The organism is Streptomyces sp. NPDC050528 (assembly GCF_044457795.1).
GTDB lineage: Bacteria > Actinomycetota > Actinomycetes > Streptomycetales > Streptomycetaceae > Streptomyces.
The window spans coordinates 1-13,895 of the sequence record NZ_JBITHH010000006.1 but is presented as its reverse complement, the minus strand read 5'-3'; the positions used below and the strand labels follow the sequence as shown (position 1 = coordinate 13,895).

Sequence of the window (13,895 nt, the reverse complement as noted above, 5' to 3'; positions counted from 1 at the left end):
GCTCAGCTCTTCACCAGCAGACCGCGGCTGCGCAGCACCCACCGCTCCAGCGGGCTGAAGATCAGCAGGTCGATGGCGATACCGACGAACAGGATCAGGATGATGGCCTCGAACACCATGGCCATGTCGCTGTTGGTGCGGGCGTTCTCCAGCAACTGGCCCAGCCCCACGCCGAGATCGGGGAAGCTCGCGATGATCTCCGCCGCCATCAGCGAGCGCCACGAGAACGCCCAGCCCTGCTTGAGGCCCGCCACATAGCCGGGGAGTGCCGCGGGCAGGGTGACGTGCCAGATGCCCTTGAGGCCGGTCGCGCCCATCGTGCGGCCCGCCCGCAGGAACAGCGGCGGCACCTGGTCGACGCCGGACACCAGGCCGTTGGCGATCGAGGGGACCGCGCCGAGCAGGATCACCGTGTACATCATCGAGTTGTTCAGACCCAGCCAGATCACGGCCGGCGGCACCCACGCCACCGACGGCAGCGACTGCAGACCGGACAGGATCGGGCCGATCGCCGCGCGCACGAACTTCACCCGCGCCACCAGCAGCCCCAGCGGGGTGCCGATCAGCAGCGCGAAGAAGAAGCCCAGCAGACCGCGCGAGACGCTGGTCCAGATGTAGCCGAGCAGATCGCCTTCCAGCCAGGCGTTCTTGAACGCGCTGCCGACGGCGCCCGGCGAGGGCAGCTTGGTCGGGTCGTCGACGATCGGGGTGAGGGCGAACCAGACCGCGATGACCACGGCGAGCGCGATGATCGGCGGAAGGATCTTGTTGGTGAAGGTCTGACGGAGGGGCGTGCGGGTGGTGAGGACGATGTCCAGGGCGTCCAGACCCGCCTCCACGGAGACGATCTGTCCCAGCGTGCCCGCCGCCAGTTTCCCGGTCGAGTCCGTCGTCTTCGTCTCACTGCTGGCCATGACGGCGGATCTCCCCACGCAGTACATCGGTGATCTCAAGGGACAGTTCGGCCACGGGCGCGTCCTCGATGCGGCGCGGCTGCGGAATGTCGACCGTCCACTCGCGGGCGATCCGGCCGGGCCGCGAGGACAGCAGGATGACCCGCTGCGCGAGCCGTACCGCCTCGCGCACGTTGTGCGTGACGAACAGGACGGACAGGCCCGTCTCGCCCCAGATACGGGTGAGTTCGTCGTGCAGGACGTCCCGCGTGATGGCGTCCAGGGCCGCGAACGGCTCGTCCATCAGCAGGATGCGGCTCTCCTGGGCGAGCGCGCGGGCCAGGGCGACACGCTGGCGCATACCGCCGGACAGCTCGTGCACCCGCTTGCCGTACGCGCCCTGCAGCCGGACCAGTCCGAGGAGCTCCTCGGTCCTGCCGCGCCGCTCCTCCTTCGGAACTCCCCTGAGTTTCAGGGCGAGTTCGATGTTCTTGCCCGCGGTGAGCCAGGGGAACAGGGCGTGTTCCTGGAACATCAGCGCGGGACGGCCGTCCGTCGTGATGGACCCGGCGGTGGGCTTGTCGAGGCCCGCCACCAGGTTCAGCAGGGTGGACTTGCCGCAGCCCGAGGCCCCCAGGAGGGTGACGAACTCGCCGGGCGCGACATCGATGCTGATGTCGTCGAGGACGAGCTGCCGCCCGCCCGGCGTCGCGAAGGACTTCGAGACATGCTCAAGGCGTGCCGCGTGCTCGACCGACGCGGTGGTCTCCTTGGCGAGGGTCGTGGCCATGGTCGTCACCTCCTGGGAAGTCATCGGGATCCCTCGGTCAGCTCGTGCCGAGGCCGGCGGCGTCGACGGCGCTGTCGCCGTCCGCCTTGAGGACCTTGTTGAGGAGCGTCAGGTCGTAGATGCCCTTCAGGTCGGGCTTCTCCAGCAGGCCGGCCTTGACCGCGTGCTCCGCCTCGGTGTTGAGGGTGGAGGCCAGCGGGTCGTTGGTGAACTGGATCGAACTCCACGCCGGATCAAGGACGTTGGCGGGCAGCGCCTTGCCGGAGTCGGCCTCCAGCTGCTTGTTCGCCGCGGCCTTCGCCTCCGTCGGGTTGGCGTTGATCCACTTGTTGGCCGCGACCGAGCCCTTCAGGACCGCCTCGACGACCTTCGGGTGCGCCTTGAGGAACTTCTGCGACACGATGATGTTCGTGATCACGAACTTCTTGTCGGGCCACAGCGACGACTCGTCCAGGAGCGTCTTGCCGCCCTCGGCGACCAGCTTCGACGCGGTCGGCTCCGGCACCCAGGCGCCGTCGATCGAACCGGCCTTGAAGGCGTCCGGGGTGATCTTGTTGTCGGTGCGGACGACGGTCACGTCACCCTTGCCGCTCTGCGCGTCGACCTTCCAGCCCTGGTCCGCGATCCAGTTGAGGAACGCCACGTCCTGCGTGTTGCCCAGCTGAGGCGTCGCGATCTTCTTGCCCTTGACGTCCGCGAGCGACTTGATCTTCTTCGGGTTGACGACCAGCTTCACACCACCGGACGCCGAACCACCGATGATCTTCAGGCTCTTGCCGTCGGACTTGGTGTAACCGTTGATCGCCGGGGAGGGGCCGATCCAGCCGATGTCGATGGAGTTCGAGTTGAGCGCCTCGATCTCGGACGGGCCCGCGTTGAAGGTCGCGTATTCCGCCTTGGTGGCGCCCAATTCCTTCTGGAACAGGCCCTGTTCACGGCCGACCAGCGCGGTCGCGTGCGTCAGGTTGCCGAAGTAGCCGATCTTCACGGAGGCGAGACCCTCGATCTTCGAGGACCCGGCGGCCACCTTCTCCTTGGAGTTGGTGCTCTTGGAGTCCGACCCGTAACCGCAGGCGGCGAGGGTGAGCAGAGGGAGCGCGGCGAACACGGCTATGCCGCGACGCAAGTAGGTCGAGCGGTTGGCAGGCACGGGAGGTGTTCCTCTCGTTGGCCCGGCGGTCACGGTCTCAGGTCGTGGCCGGGAGGTCGGCAGGTCTTCGTTTTCGTCGCGTCCGGGACGTCGGGTGGGGGGACTGGGCGCGCAAGCGGTGCGCGTACGTCAGCACGCACATCGCGCCACCCCGCCCTGCCCGCTGCCGAGGGCGCCGCTGCCGACGCGGCCGCCCTCCTTCGCGAACGTGGAGTAGAAATCAGTCGAGTTCATGGTCAGAAGTCCCAACCGTCTTCGTCCGACGCGTCCTTGACCGGCTCCGGCGCCGCGAACGACTCGCCGACCATGCCGGCGGTGAGCGTGGTGCCGTCCGCCGGGTCGATCAGGATGAACGAGCCCGTACGGCGCGAGTCCGCGTACGAGTCGACCGGCAGCGGCTCCGCGGTGCGGATCTTCACCCGGCCGATGTCGTTGGCGACGAGCTGTCCCGGATGCGGGTGCAGGGACAGGTCGTCGAGCGTGAGCCGGGACGGGATGTCCTTCACGATCGCCTTGACCGTGCGGGTGCCGTGCTTCAGGAGCACCCGGTGGCCCACGGTCAGCGGCGCGTCGGCGACATGGCAGACGGTCGCCTCGATGTCCTGTGTGGTCGCCGGGGCGTCCTTGCTGGGCACGATGAGATCGCCGCGCGAGACGTCGATGTCGTCCTCCAGCAGGACCGTCACCGACTGCGTGGTCCACGCGGTCCGCACCGGCTTGCCGAGCAGGTCGATGCCGGAGATCTTCGTGGTGTTCCCGGAGGGCAGGACCGTCACGGGGTCGCCGACGCGGAAGCTGCCGGCCGCGATCTGACCCGCGTACCCCCGGTAGTCCGGGAGGTCGGCGCTCTGCGGCCGGATCACGTACTGCACGGGCAGCCGCGCGTGGCAGTGGCTCAGGTCGTGGGCGACCGGCACCGACTCCAGGTGCTCCAGGAAGGTCGGCCCGCCGTACCAGTCCATGTTCGCGGACGGCTCCACCACGTTGTCCCCGGCCAGCGCCGAGATCGGGATCGCGGTGATCTCCGGGACGCCCAACTCACTGGCGTACGCGGTGAATTCCTCGGCGATCGCGGCGAACACGGTCTCCTGGTACTCGACCAGGTCCATCTTGTTGACCGCGAGCACCACATGCGGAACGCGCAGCAGCGCCGCGATCGCCGCGTGCCGCCGGGTCTGCTCGACGACACCGTTGCGGGCGTCGACGAGGATCACCGTCAGCTCGGCCGTGGAGGCACCCGTCACCATGTTGCGGGTGTACTGCACGTGACCGGGCGTGTCGGCGAGGATGAACCGGCGCCGGGGGGTGGCGAAGTAGCGGTACGCCACGTCGATGGTGATGCCCTGCTCGCGCTCGGCCCGCAGGCCGTCGGTGAGCAGCGCGAGGTCGGGCGCGTCCTGGCCGCGGTCGGCCGACACCCGTTGTACGGCTTCGAGTTGGTCGGTCAGCACCGACTTGGAGTCGTGCAACAGCCGTCCTACGAGCGTGGACTTGCCGTCGTCGACCGAACCGGCCGTCGCGAACCGCAGGAGGGTCGTCTCGGTGAGTTCCGTGATGGTGCTCATGGTTAGAAGTACCCCTCGCGCTTGCGGTCTTCCATCGCGGCCTCGGACAGCTTGTCGTCGGCACGCGTGGCGCCGCGCTCGGTCAACCGGGAGGCCGCGATCTCGGTGATGACCTGCTCCAGCGTCACCGCGTCGGAGTCGACGGCACCGGTGCACGACATGTCACCGACGGTCCGGTACCGGATGAGCCGCTTCTCCACGGTCTCGTCCGCCTTCGGCCCGCCCCACTCACCGGCGGTCAGCCACATGCCACCACGTGCGAACACCTCACGCTCGTGCGCGAAGTAGATGTCCGGCAGCTCGATGCCCTCGCGGGCGATGTACTGCCAGACGTCCAGCTCGGTCCAGTTCGACAGCGGGAACACGCGCACGTGCTCACCGGCCGCGTGCCGCCCGTTGTACAGATTCCACAGTTCGGGCCGCTGCCGTCGCGGGTCCCACTGCGAGAACTCGTCGCGGAGGCTGAACACCCGCTCCTTGGCGCGGGCCTTCTCTTCATCCCTACGACCCCCACCGAAGACCGCGTCGAACTTCTCGCTCTGGATCTTCTCGGTGAGCGGCAACGTCTGGAGCGGGTTGCGGGTCCCGTCGGGGCGTTCGCGCAGCACACCGCGGTCGATGTAGTCCTGCACGGAGGCCACATGCAGCCGCAGCCCATGCTTCTCGACCGTGCGGTCCCGGTACTCCAGGACCTCGGGGAAGTTGTGCCCGGTGTCCACGTGCAGCAGCGTGAACGGCACCGGCGCGGGCGCGAACGCCTTCAGTGCCAGATGCAGCATGACGATCGAGTCCTTGCCGCCGGAGAAGAGAATCACCGGCCGCTCGAACTCACCCGCCACCTCACGGAAGATGTGCACCGCCTCGGACTCAAGAGCGTCCAGGTGCGAGAGGGCGTACGGCGTGTCCGTACCGTCCTCGGCCTTGGCAACGGTCGTCGTCATGCCAGTCCCCTCTCGGTGAGCAGCGCGTGGAGTGCCGCCGCCGACTCCTGCACGGTCTGGTCCTGCGACTCGATCCGCAGGTCCGGCGACTCGGGCTCCTCGTACGGGTCGTCGACCCCGGTGAGCCCGGTGAGTTCACCGGCGGCCTGCTTGGCGTAGAGCCCCTTCACATCGCGTACGGAGCACACGTCGACCGGGGTCGCCACATGCACCTCGACGTAGGCGGCGCCGCTCTCCTGGTGGCGCTTGCGGACGGCCTCGCGGCTGTCGGCGTAGGGCGCGATGACCGGGACGAGCGCCAACACGCCGTTGCGGGCGAGCAGTTCGGCGAGGAAGCCGATGCGCTGCACGTTGGTGTGCCGGTCCTCGCGGCTGAAGCCGAGGCCCGCCGAGATGAACTCGCGGATCTCGTCGCCGTCGAGCACCTCGACGAGGCGGCCCTCCTCGCGCAGCCGGCCGGCCAGCTCGTACGCGATGGTGGTCTTGCCGGCACTCGGCAGTCCGGTGAGCCAGACGGTGGCTCCGGTCGTCACGTGCGACTCCTTGTCGGTGATGGTCATTCGTGCAGCCCGCACTCGGTCTTGCCGCGGCCCGCCCAGCGGCCGGCGCGCGCGTCCTCGCCCTCCAGCACCCGGCGGGTGCAGGGCGCGCAGCCGACGGACGCGTAGCCGTCCATCAGCAACGGGTTGGTGAGCACGCCGTGTTCGGCGACGTACGCGTCCACGTCGTCCTGGGTCCAGCGGGCGATGGGCGAGATCTTGACCTTCTGGCGCTTCTCGTCCCAGCTGACGACCGGGGTGTTCGCCCGGGTCGGGGACTCGTCGCGGCGCAGCCCGGTCGCCCAGGCCGCGTACTTGGTCAGGCCCTGCTCCAGGGGCTGCACCTTGCGCAGCTTGCAGCACAGGTCCGGGTCGCGGTCGTGCAGTCGGGGCCCGTACTCGGCGTCCTGCTCGGCGACGGTCTGGCGCGGGGTGAGCGTGATGACGTTGACGTCCATCACGGCCTCGACCGCGTCACGGGTGCCGATGGTCTCGGGGAAGTGGTAGCCGGTGTCCAGGAACACCACGTCGACACCGGGCATCGCGCGGGAGGCGAGGTGGGCGACCACCGCGTCCTCCATCGAAGAGGTCACACAGAACTGCTTGCCGAAGGTCTTCACCGCCCACTGGAGGATCTCCAGCGCGGAGGCGTCCTCCAGGTCGCGGCCCGCCTGCTCGGCCAGGGCTTTCAAGTCGTCGGTGGGGCGCGCTTTCTGAGTCGTCGTCATATCTCGTCTCCCCCTGCGTCGGTCTGCCGAAGGCCTCGGGCGAGGAGCCCGAGGAACTTCAGCTGAAAGGCCCGATTGCATGCCGCGCATTCCCACGCGCCATGACCCTGCTCGCTGGGACGCAGGTCCTCGTCGCCGCAGTAGGGGCAGTAGAAGGGGGCGGCCCGCTCGCTCACGACAGTGACTCCTCGCTGGCGCGCGTGGCCCACGTGGCGAAGCGCTCGCCGTCCTCGCGCTCCTGCTGGAACCGGGTGAGGACCCGCTCGACGTAGTCGGGCAGTTCCTCCGAAGTGACCTTCAGGCCACGGACCTTGCGGCCGAAGCCGGCCTCCAGACCGAGGGCGCCGCCGAGGTGCACCTGGAAGCCCTCGACCTGCTCGCCCTGGTCGTTGAGGACCAACTGGCCCTTGAGACCGATGTCCGCGACCTGGATACGGGCGCAGGCGTTCGGGCAGCCGTTGATGTTGATGGTGATCGGCTCGTCGAACTCCGGGATGCGGCGCTCCAGTTCGTCGATGAGCGTGATGCCGCGCTGCTTGGTCTCGACGATCGCGAGCTTGCAGTACTCGATGCCGGTGCAGGCCATGGTGCCGCGCCGGAAGGAGGAGGGCTTGGCGGTGAGGCCGAGCGCTTCGAGACCTTCGACCAGGGAGTCGATCCGGTCCTCCGCCACATCGAGCACGATCATCTTCTGCTCGACCGTGGTGCGCAGCCGGCCCGAGCCGTGCGCCTGGGCGAGTTCGGCGATCTTCGTGAGCGTGGTGCCGTCGACGCGGCCGACGCGCGGGGCGAAACCCACGTAGAAGAGGCCGTCCTGCTGGCGGTGGACGCCGACGTGGTCGCGCCAGCGGGCGACCGGCTGGGCGGGGGCGGGGCCGTCGACGAGCTTGCGCTTGAGGTACTCGTCCTCCAGGACCTGGCGGAACTTCTCCTGGCCCCAGTCCGCGACGAGGAACTTCAGCCGGGCACGGGTGCGCAGCCGCCGGTAGCCGTAGTCGCGGAAGATGCCGATCACGCCGGCCCAGACGTCCGGGACCTCGTCCAGCGGGACCCAGGCGCCGAGCCGGACGCCGATCTTCGGGTTGGTGGAGAGACCGCCGCCGACCCACAGGTCGAAGCCGGGGCCGTGCTCGGGGTGGTTCACGCCGACGAACGCGATGTCGTTGATCTCGTGGGCGACGTCGAGGAGCGGGGAGCCGGAGATCGCCGTCTTGAACTTGCGCGGCAGGTTGGAGAATTCCTTGGTGCCGATGTAGCGGCTGTGGATCTCGTCGATCGCCGGAGTGCCGTCGATGATCTCGTCCTCGGCGATGCCCGCGACGGGCGAGCCGAGGATCACGCGGGGCGTGTCGCCGCAGGCCTCGGTGGTGGAGAGACCGACCGCCTCCAGGCGGTTCCAGATCTCGGGCACGTCTTCGATGCGGATCCAGTGGTACTGCACGTTCTGCCGGTCGGTGAGGTCGGCCGTGCCGCGCGCGAACTCCTGCGAGATCTCGCCGATCACCCGGAGCTGGTCCGTGGTGAGCCGGCCGCCGTCGATGCGGACGCGCAGCATGAAGTACTTGTCGTCCAGCTCCTCCGGCTCCAGGATCGCGGTCTTGCCGCCGTCGATCCCGGGCTTGCGCTGGGTGTACAGCCCCCACCAGCGCATACGGCCGCGGAGGTCGTTCGGGTCGATCGAGTCGAACCCGCGCTTGGAGTAGATCGTCTCAATGCGTGTCCGCACATTGAGACCGTCGTCGTCCTTCTTGAACTGCTCGTTGCCGTTCAGGGGGGTGAAGTGTCCGGCGGCCCACTGACCCTCACCGCGGTGACGGCTCACCTTGCGGCGGGGCGCTGCGGCGGCAGGGTTCTCGGGGGTGGCGGCCATGGTTCTACGTCCTCCGGGACAGGCGGGTGATCGGCTCTGACCTGCGCGTACGGGCGCATGCGGGCATACGCGCGCGTCTTTGCGCAGTATGAGGCAGATACGGGGAAAACCGGCGGTGCTGCGGCTCGGCTAGCCCGCCGGACAGATGGCGCTGGACATGCGGCCGAGGTCGACGTGCCGCCGACTCACCAAGGCAATTCCAGTTCCGGACATGACGGAAGCGTGTCACGGCGTTCTGGACACAGTCCAGCTTCGTCCGCCATGCGGACACCCTGGTCCCGCTATGTGAGACGAGGGTGTCGTCGGTCACAAGCTGCGCACGCTGTCTTGTCGGCGCAGGTCAGGCAGGGTAGGCCCCCGGCCAGGGGCCCGGCGTGGTCACCAGTGTCACTTCCTCGACCTGCGTGTCGTAGAGCTTGAAGCCCCGGCGCTGGTAGTTGTCCATCGCGTGCACCCCGTCCAGGCTGCAGGTATGCACCCACACGCGGCTGGTCGGCGCCCGCCCCGGCCAGCGGTCCGCGAGGTCCCAGGCGCGGGCGGTGCCGTAGGAGAGGAGGTGGCCGCCGAGGCGGCGGCCGCGGAAGGCGGGGAGCAGGCCGAAGTAGGCGATCTCGACGACGCCGTCGTCATGCGCGTCCAGTTCCAGGTACCCGGCGGGCGTGCCCCGGTCGTACACGACCCAGGTCTCCGTGCCCGGCCGGTCCAGGTACTCCTGCCACTGCGCGAACGTCCAGCCGAGCCGGTCGATCCAGAGGATGTCCCCGCCCACGGACGTGTACAGAAAGCGGCTGAACTCGGGGGAGGGCACTTCGGCGCGGACGACCCGCACGTCTCCGTCCGGTGTGATGGCCGGGAGGAGGTCGCGAGGGTCGGTCTGCTCCAGGAACCAGGTCGTCACGGGGGTGTTCGTCATGCCCGTCAGGGAATCATCCGGTCCGGGGATCTGTCGATCGGATGATCAACCCAGCGAGCTGTCGATCGAGTTCAGCGGCAGGGCGAACAGCATCCGCCCGGACACCGACCAGACCTCGCCGGTCTCCTGCCAGTAGGAGAGGGAGTCGGTCCCCGCGCTCCAGCACTGGTGCGTCTCGTCGGCCCCGCACTCGGTGGCCTTGGCGCCCTGCGTGTCCTGGCGCCACATCGAACCCCGGCCGCCGTCCGTCCCGGCCGCGCCGCCCACGTACCAGGCGGACCCGTTCGCGAGCACGCCCCCGGCGCCGCCGACCTTCGTCGTGTACGCCTCCTCGGGCACCGCGCGGCCCGCCGAGTCGGTGGCGAGCAGTCCCGTGCGCGCGGGATCTCCGCTGAAGGGGTAGCGCCACAGCCGCTTCGCCCCGCTCGCGACCAGGCTGTCCGGCACCGTGCTCCGGTCCAGGGACAGACCGACCGGCCGTACGGCCGCCTTGTCGCCGCTCAGCCGGTACGAGCCGATCGCGGGCAGCACATACCGGTACCCGGCCGCCGACCAGCCGTCCCGCACCCGGCCGACCGCGCCGGCCGTCACCGTGGTGCGCTGGATGCGGTTCATGTCGTACACGTACAGCGCGTCGCGGGTCCCGCTCGTCGTGGTGACCAGGAGCTTGTCCTGGTACCAGACCATGCCGGAGATCGTGGAGACGAGCCCGCGGTAGTCGCGTCCGCCGTCCGTCGGTACCGCCAACAGGGCCCAGGTGTACGTGAGATGGGCGGTGTCGGCCGCGTTCACGAAGGCGACCTTGGCCAGGCCGCGGGTGGTCGCGCTCCAGCCGGAGAGGATCACCCGGTTCGAGCCCCACCAGCCGTCCTCGTCGGCGTCGCCCGAGGTGGTCACCGAGCGCGGCGTCCAGGCCGGGTCGGCCGCGTCGCCGCTGTCCCAGCAGTACGCGCGCGTGGCCGCCGGTTCGACGGGCAGTGCCGACTTCTCGTCGGTCGTGCAGTCGGCCGCGTCGCGCAGGGTGTGGTCGGCGCTCTTCAGGACGGTGTCGACGCCGACCGGGCGTCCCATCGCCGAGGAGAGCCGGTCCAGGGACTGCTGTGGCTCCAGGTGCTCCCGCAGCTGCAACGCGCCGAGGTCGGAGGCCGAGGTGAGAGGCTTCAGCGCCCCGGGATCGGAACCGACCGTCGCCTGCGAGGCGCTGATCATCGTCGCGGCCGCGGTGAGGCCGAGCGCGGCCCCGGTCAGCACGGCGCGCAGCGCCCTGCCCCGCTTGCGCCGGCGGTGTCGCCCACGTGCACTCATAGTGTCCTCCCGAGGCGAGCCAACTGCGCCTGGTGATCCGTGCGTTGACCAGGGAGCAGGTGGGGTGGCCCGTAGAGGGATGCTACGGCAGTCATGCCCCCCTCATGGCTAAGACCCTGCAAATATGCGGAAGATGCAGCCGGACGCGCATTTTGCGCCACCTGTCCGCTACGGCGTCCGGACCTGCCCGCGCCCCCGGCTCACCCCCGGTGCGGTCGAGTGCGGCAGCAGCTCGCGCGGGTCGTCCGGCAGCAGCACCTCGACCTCCGCGTCCTCGCGGAAGCGGTAGGGCCGGTGCTCCAGGAGCGCCCCGAGATAGCGCCGTACCCGCGACATCTCGGCCCGCACCGTCACCGTGCGGGCGGGGTCGCCGAACATGTCCTCGGCCAGGGCGGCGGCGCTGCGGCCGGTGCGGTGCAGGGCCAGGAGGTAGAGCAACTCGGCGTGCCGCGGGCTCAGTTCATGGGTCCAGGCGCCCGCGCTGCCGGAGACCGTCACCGACCAGCGGCGCGGCAGCGCCAGGTCGAGGACGATCCGGGCGGCGACGCCGGGCACCGGTTCGTCGGCGACGCGGATCAACCAGCCCCCGGCCAGCGGCTCCAGGGAGCACAGCCCGAGCGACGGTACCCAACGACGGCCCCCGGAGGGCGACTTGGGCAGCGCGATCCGCCGCACGTACGGCATTCCGGTGACCGCCGCGGTCCAGCCGTCCCGGTCCACCACCAGGGCCCGGCCGCCGATGCGGGGCAGGATCGGCGCCGCCACCGCGCGCAGCCGCTCCAGCGAGGTCAGGTGCAGTTCGCGCAGCCGGGCCTCGGCGAGTTTGGCCACCGAGTCGACCCAGGCGAGGGTGGCCGGGTGCATGGTCTCCAGCGGGCCGCTGACATCGACGACACCGATCAGCCGGCCGTCCCTGGGGTCGGTGATCGGGGCGCCCGCGCAGGTGAACGAGGCCAGCGCACGCGAGAGATGCTCGCCGGCGAAGACCTGCACGGGCCGCCGTACGACCGCCGGGGTGCCCACGCCGTTGGTGCCGATGACGTCCTCGCGCCAGTCGGTGCCGACCTCGATGCCGACCTCGTCGGCCTTGCGGAGAACGGCGGCGCTGCCCTCCCGCCACAGCGCGCGGCCCTCGTCGTCGGCGACCAGCACGATGTGGTGGGCGGCGTCCGCGACCGACACCAGACCCTCCCGCAGTACCGGCAGGACGTGTCTCAACGGGCTTGTGCCGCGCCGCCGTTCGACCTCCTCGCGGGAGAGCAGCCCGGTGCGCAGATCGTGGTCGGGGTGGGTCCCGCCGCGTAACGCGCGCTCCCAGGACTCCTCGATCACCGGGCGCGGAGCGGTGCGGGCGCGCTGTCCGGAGTGCGTGGAGTGCCGGGCGTCGCTCAGCATCCGGGCCGTCCGCGCCGCGTCGACGGTGGTGCGCTGCGGCAGTCCGGCCGGCGGGTTCGCCATGGGTCCTTCTCTCCGGTCCCGTATCGACTGTTGGTCTCATAGTGCCGCTCCGCGGTGACGGAGGGAGACAGTCCGGACACAGAAAGAGCCAAGTTGCAACCCTCTGCAACCCTGGTGAACGGCCGTACGGTGTCTGAAACTTGTCCCACGCTGCGAGGGTGGTGCCGTGTCGGCGCAGCACCACCCTCGCGTTGTGCCGGTGTGTTCAGGCCGTCGGCCGGGCCCGTTCGGCGATCGACGTCAGGTCCAGGCTCGGCGGCAGGGTGCCGAAGGCGGCACCCCAGTCACCGCCCAGCCGCGAGGCGCAGAACGCGTCGGCGACCTCCGGCGGCGCGTGCTGCACGAGCAGCGCCCCTTGCAGCACCAGCGCCATCCGCTCGACCACGCGCCGGGCGCGGCCCTCGATGCCGTCCAGGTCGGCGAACTCGGCGAGCAGGTTCTTCATCGCCCCGTCCAGCCGGTGATCGGCGCCGCGCACCCGGCCGACCTCGATCAGGAAGGCGTTCAGCGCCTGTGGCTCGCGCCGCAACGCCCGCAGGACGTCGAGGGCCTGGATGTTTCCCGCGCCCTCCCAGATCGAGTTGAGCGGTGACTCCCGTACCAGGCGCGGCAGTCCGGACTCCTCGACGTATCCGTTGCCGCCCAGGCACTCGGCCGCCTCGACCGCGACCGGTGAACAGCGTTTGGTCACCCAGTACTTGGCGGCCGGCACCGCCAACCGCAGGAGGGCCAGCTCCTGTTCGCCACCGTCGTCGTAGGCCGCCGCGAGCCGCAGTGCGAGGGTGGTCGCCGCCTCCGACTCCAGGGCGAGGTCGGCCAGCACGTTGCGCATCAGCGGCTTGTCCATGAGCGTGCCGCCGAACGCCTCGCGGTGGGCGGCGTGATGGACGGCCTGCGCGACGGCCTGCCGCATCAGACCGGCCGAGCCGAGGACACAGTCGAGCCGGGTCGCCGCGACCATCCCGATGATGGTCCGCACCCCGGCCCCCTCGTCGCCGACCCGGCGCGCCCAGGTCCCGTCGAACTCGACCTCGGCGGAGGCGTTCGAGCGGTTGCCCAGCTTGTCCTTGAGGCGCTGGAGGAGGAACACGTTGCGGGTGCCGTCCGCCAGCACCCGGGGGACCAGGAAGCAGGTCAGCCCACCCGGTGCCTGCGCCAGCACGAGGAAACCGTCGGACATGGGCGCCGAGCAGAACCACTTGTGGCCGGTCAGCTCGTACGTCCCGTCCTCGGCGAGCGGTCGCGCCTCCGTCGTGTTGGCGCGGACGTCGCTGCCGCCCTGCTTCTCCGTCATGCCCATCCCGAAGACGACCCCGGCCTTGAGGTGGGCGGGCCGCAGCTCACGGTCGTAGACCATCGAGGTCAGCCGGGGCTCCCACTCCGCGGCGAGCGCCGGGTCGGCGCGCAGGGCCGGGACCGCCGCGTGGGTCATCGACAGGGGGCAGCAGTTGCCCGCCTCGACCTGCGTCCAGACGAGGAAACCGGCGGCCCGGCGGACATGCCCGGCGGGGCGGGTCCAGGCGGCGGTCAGTCCGGCGGAGACGCCCTTGCCGAGCAGCCGGTGCCAGGCCGGATGGAACTCGACCTCGTCGATCCGGTGGCCGTAACGGTCGTGGGTGCGCAGGCCCGGGGGGGGGGGGGGGGGGGGGCCAAACCAAAAAACTAAAGCATACAAAAACCCGCGCGCCACCACCACCCTGGCCTTCGACCACAGCACATGCAAACAAACGCCCGGGCTTATGA

Annotated in this window: 13 protein-coding genes and 1 pseudogene; all 14 read right to left on the bottom strand. The window is 70.0% G+C overall.

Annotation, left to right across the window (positions count from 1 at the left end; genetic code table 11):
• Positions 1-2: 2 nt before the first annotated feature.
• Positions 3-914: an ABC transporter permease gene (locus ACIBK4_RS21645; RefSeq protein WP_398996488.1), complete on the bottom strand. Its 912-nt coding sequence runs from the start codon at positions 912-914 to the stop codon at positions 3-5.
• On the bottom strand, positions 901-1,707 hold the full coding sequence (locus tag ACIBK4_RS21640; RefSeq protein WP_398996486.1) for an ABC transporter ATP-binding protein: 807 nt from the start codon (positions 1,705-1,707) through the stop codon (positions 901-903). Before ACIBK4_RS21640 ends, ACIBK4_RS21645 begins: the two co-directional genes overlap by 14 nt.
• Positions 1,708-1,720: 13 nt before the next feature.
• The gene (locus ACIBK4_RS21635) at positions 1,721-2,833 is read right to left on the bottom strand and encodes an aliphatic sulfonate ABC transporter substrate-binding protein (RefSeq protein WP_398996484.1); all 1,113 of its coding nucleotides are present in this window, start codon (positions 2,831-2,833) and stop codon (positions 1,721-1,723) included.
• Between the two features lie 236 nt (positions 2,834-3,069).
• Positions 3,070-4,398 carry a sulfate adenylyltransferase subunit 1 gene (locus tag ACIBK4_RS21630; protein WP_398996481.1) on the bottom strand — a complete coding sequence of 443 codons (1,329 nt, stop codon included), beginning with the start codon at positions 4,396-4,398 and terminating at the stop codon, positions 3,070-3,072.
• 2 nt (positions 4,399-4,400) lie between these two features.
• A complete protein-coding gene (gene cysD / locus ACIBK4_RS21625; protein WP_398996479.1) occupies positions 4,401-5,339 on the bottom strand; it encodes a sulfate adenylyltransferase subunit CysD in 939 nt (312 codons plus the stop codon).
• Positions 5,336-5,899 (bottom strand): adenylyl-sulfate kinase, encoded by a 564-nt coding sequence (gene cysC, locus ACIBK4_RS21620; RefSeq protein WP_398996477.1) that lies wholly within the window; start codon positions 5,897-5,899, stop codon positions 5,336-5,338. Before cysC ends, cysD begins: the two co-directional genes overlap by 4 nt.
• Positions 5,896-6,606, bottom strand: a complete 711-nt coding sequence (locus tag ACIBK4_RS21615) for a phosphoadenylyl-sulfate reductase (protein ID WP_398996475.1) — start codon at positions 6,604-6,606, stop codon at positions 5,896-5,898. The genes cysC and ACIBK4_RS21615 overlap by 4 nt, the downstream gene beginning before the upstream one ends.
• Positions 6,603-6,782, bottom strand: coding sequence for a hypothetical protein (locus ACIBK4_RS21610; RefSeq protein ID WP_033281522.1), 180 nt, complete (start codon positions 6,780-6,782; stop codon positions 6,603-6,605). Before ACIBK4_RS21610 ends, ACIBK4_RS21615 begins: the two co-directional genes overlap by 4 nt.
• Positions 6,779-8,476: a nitrite/sulfite reductase gene (locus ACIBK4_RS21605; RefSeq protein ID WP_398996472.1), complete on the bottom strand. Its 1,698-nt coding sequence runs from the start codon at positions 8,474-8,476 to the stop codon at positions 6,779-6,781. Before ACIBK4_RS21605 ends, ACIBK4_RS21610 begins: the two co-directional genes overlap by 4 nt.
• A 129-nt stretch (positions 8,477-8,605) precedes the next feature.
• Positions 8,606-8,689, bottom strand: coding sequence for a putative leader peptide (locus tag ACIBK4_RS21600; RefSeq protein ID WP_309500612.1), 84 nt, complete (start codon positions 8,687-8,689; stop codon positions 8,606-8,608).
• A gap of 127 nt (positions 8,690-8,816) precedes the next feature.
• Positions 8,817-9,389 (bottom strand): GNAT family N-acetyltransferase, encoded by a 573-nt coding sequence (locus tag ACIBK4_RS21595; protein WP_398996470.1) that lies wholly within the window; start codon positions 9,387-9,389, stop codon positions 8,817-8,819.
• Between the two features lie 45 nt (positions 9,390-9,434).
• Positions 9,435-10,694 carry a hypothetical protein gene (locus tag ACIBK4_RS21590; protein WP_398996468.1) on the bottom strand — a complete coding sequence of 420 codons (1,260 nt, stop codon included), beginning with the start codon at positions 10,692-10,694 and terminating at the stop codon, positions 9,435-9,437.
• A 168-nt stretch (positions 10,695-10,862) separates the two neighbouring features.
• Entirely contained in the window at positions 10,863-12,152 is a 1,290-nt protein-coding gene (locus ACIBK4_RS21585) for a GAF domain-containing protein (protein ID WP_398996466.1), read from the bottom strand.
• Between the two features lie 205 nt (positions 12,153-12,357).
• Positions 12,358-13,785: pseudogene (locus ACIBK4_RS21580) on the bottom strand (acyl-CoA dehydrogenase family protein); the annotation flags it as partial.
• Between the last annotated feature and the right edge of the window lie 110 nt (positions 13,786-13,895).

Excerpts from the sequence above, each read along its gene's own strand:
- ACIBK4_RS21645 (WP_398996488.1), bottom strand. The coding sequence starts at position 914 with ATGGCCAGCAGTGAGACGAAGACGACGGACTCGACCGGGAAACTGGCG.
- ACIBK4_RS21640 (WP_398996486.1), bottom strand. The coding sequence starts at position 1,707 with ATGACTTCCCAGGAGGTGACGACCATGGCCACGACCCTCGCCAAGGAG.
- ACIBK4_RS21630 (WP_398996481.1), bottom strand. The coding sequence starts at position 4,398 with ATGAGCACCATCACGGAACTCACCGAGACGACCCTCCTGCGGTTCGCG.
- cysD (WP_398996479.1), bottom strand. The coding sequence starts at position 5,339 with ATGACGACGACCGTTGCCAAGGCCGAGGACGGTACGGACACGCCGTAC.
- cysC (WP_398996477.1), bottom strand. The coding sequence starts at position 5,899 with ATGACCATCACCGACAAGGAGTCGCACGTGACGACCGGAGCCACCGTC.
- ACIBK4_RS21615 (WP_398996475.1), bottom strand. The coding sequence starts at position 6,606 with ATGACGACGACTCAGAAAGCGCGCCCCACCGACGACTTGAAAGCCCTG.
- ACIBK4_RS21605 (WP_398996472.1), bottom strand. The coding sequence starts at position 8,476 with ATGGCCGCCACCCCCGAGAACCCTGCCGCCGCAGCGCCCCGCCGCAAG.
- ACIBK4_RS21600 (WP_309500612.1), bottom strand. The coding sequence starts at position 8,689 with ATGTCCGGAACTGGAATTGCCTTGGTGAGTCGGCGGCACGTCGACCTC.
- ACIBK4_RS21595 (WP_398996470.1), bottom strand. The coding sequence starts at position 9,389 with ATGACGAACACCCCCGTGACGACCTGGTTCCTGGAGCAGACCGACCCT.
- ACIBK4_RS21590 (WP_398996468.1), bottom strand. The coding sequence starts at position 10,694 with ATGAGTGCACGTGGGCGACACCGCCGGCGCAAGCGGGGCAGGGCGCTG.
- ACIBK4_RS21585 (WP_398996466.1), bottom strand. The coding sequence starts at position 12,152 with ATGGCGAACCCGCCGGCCGGACTGCCGCAGCGCACCACCGTCGACGCG.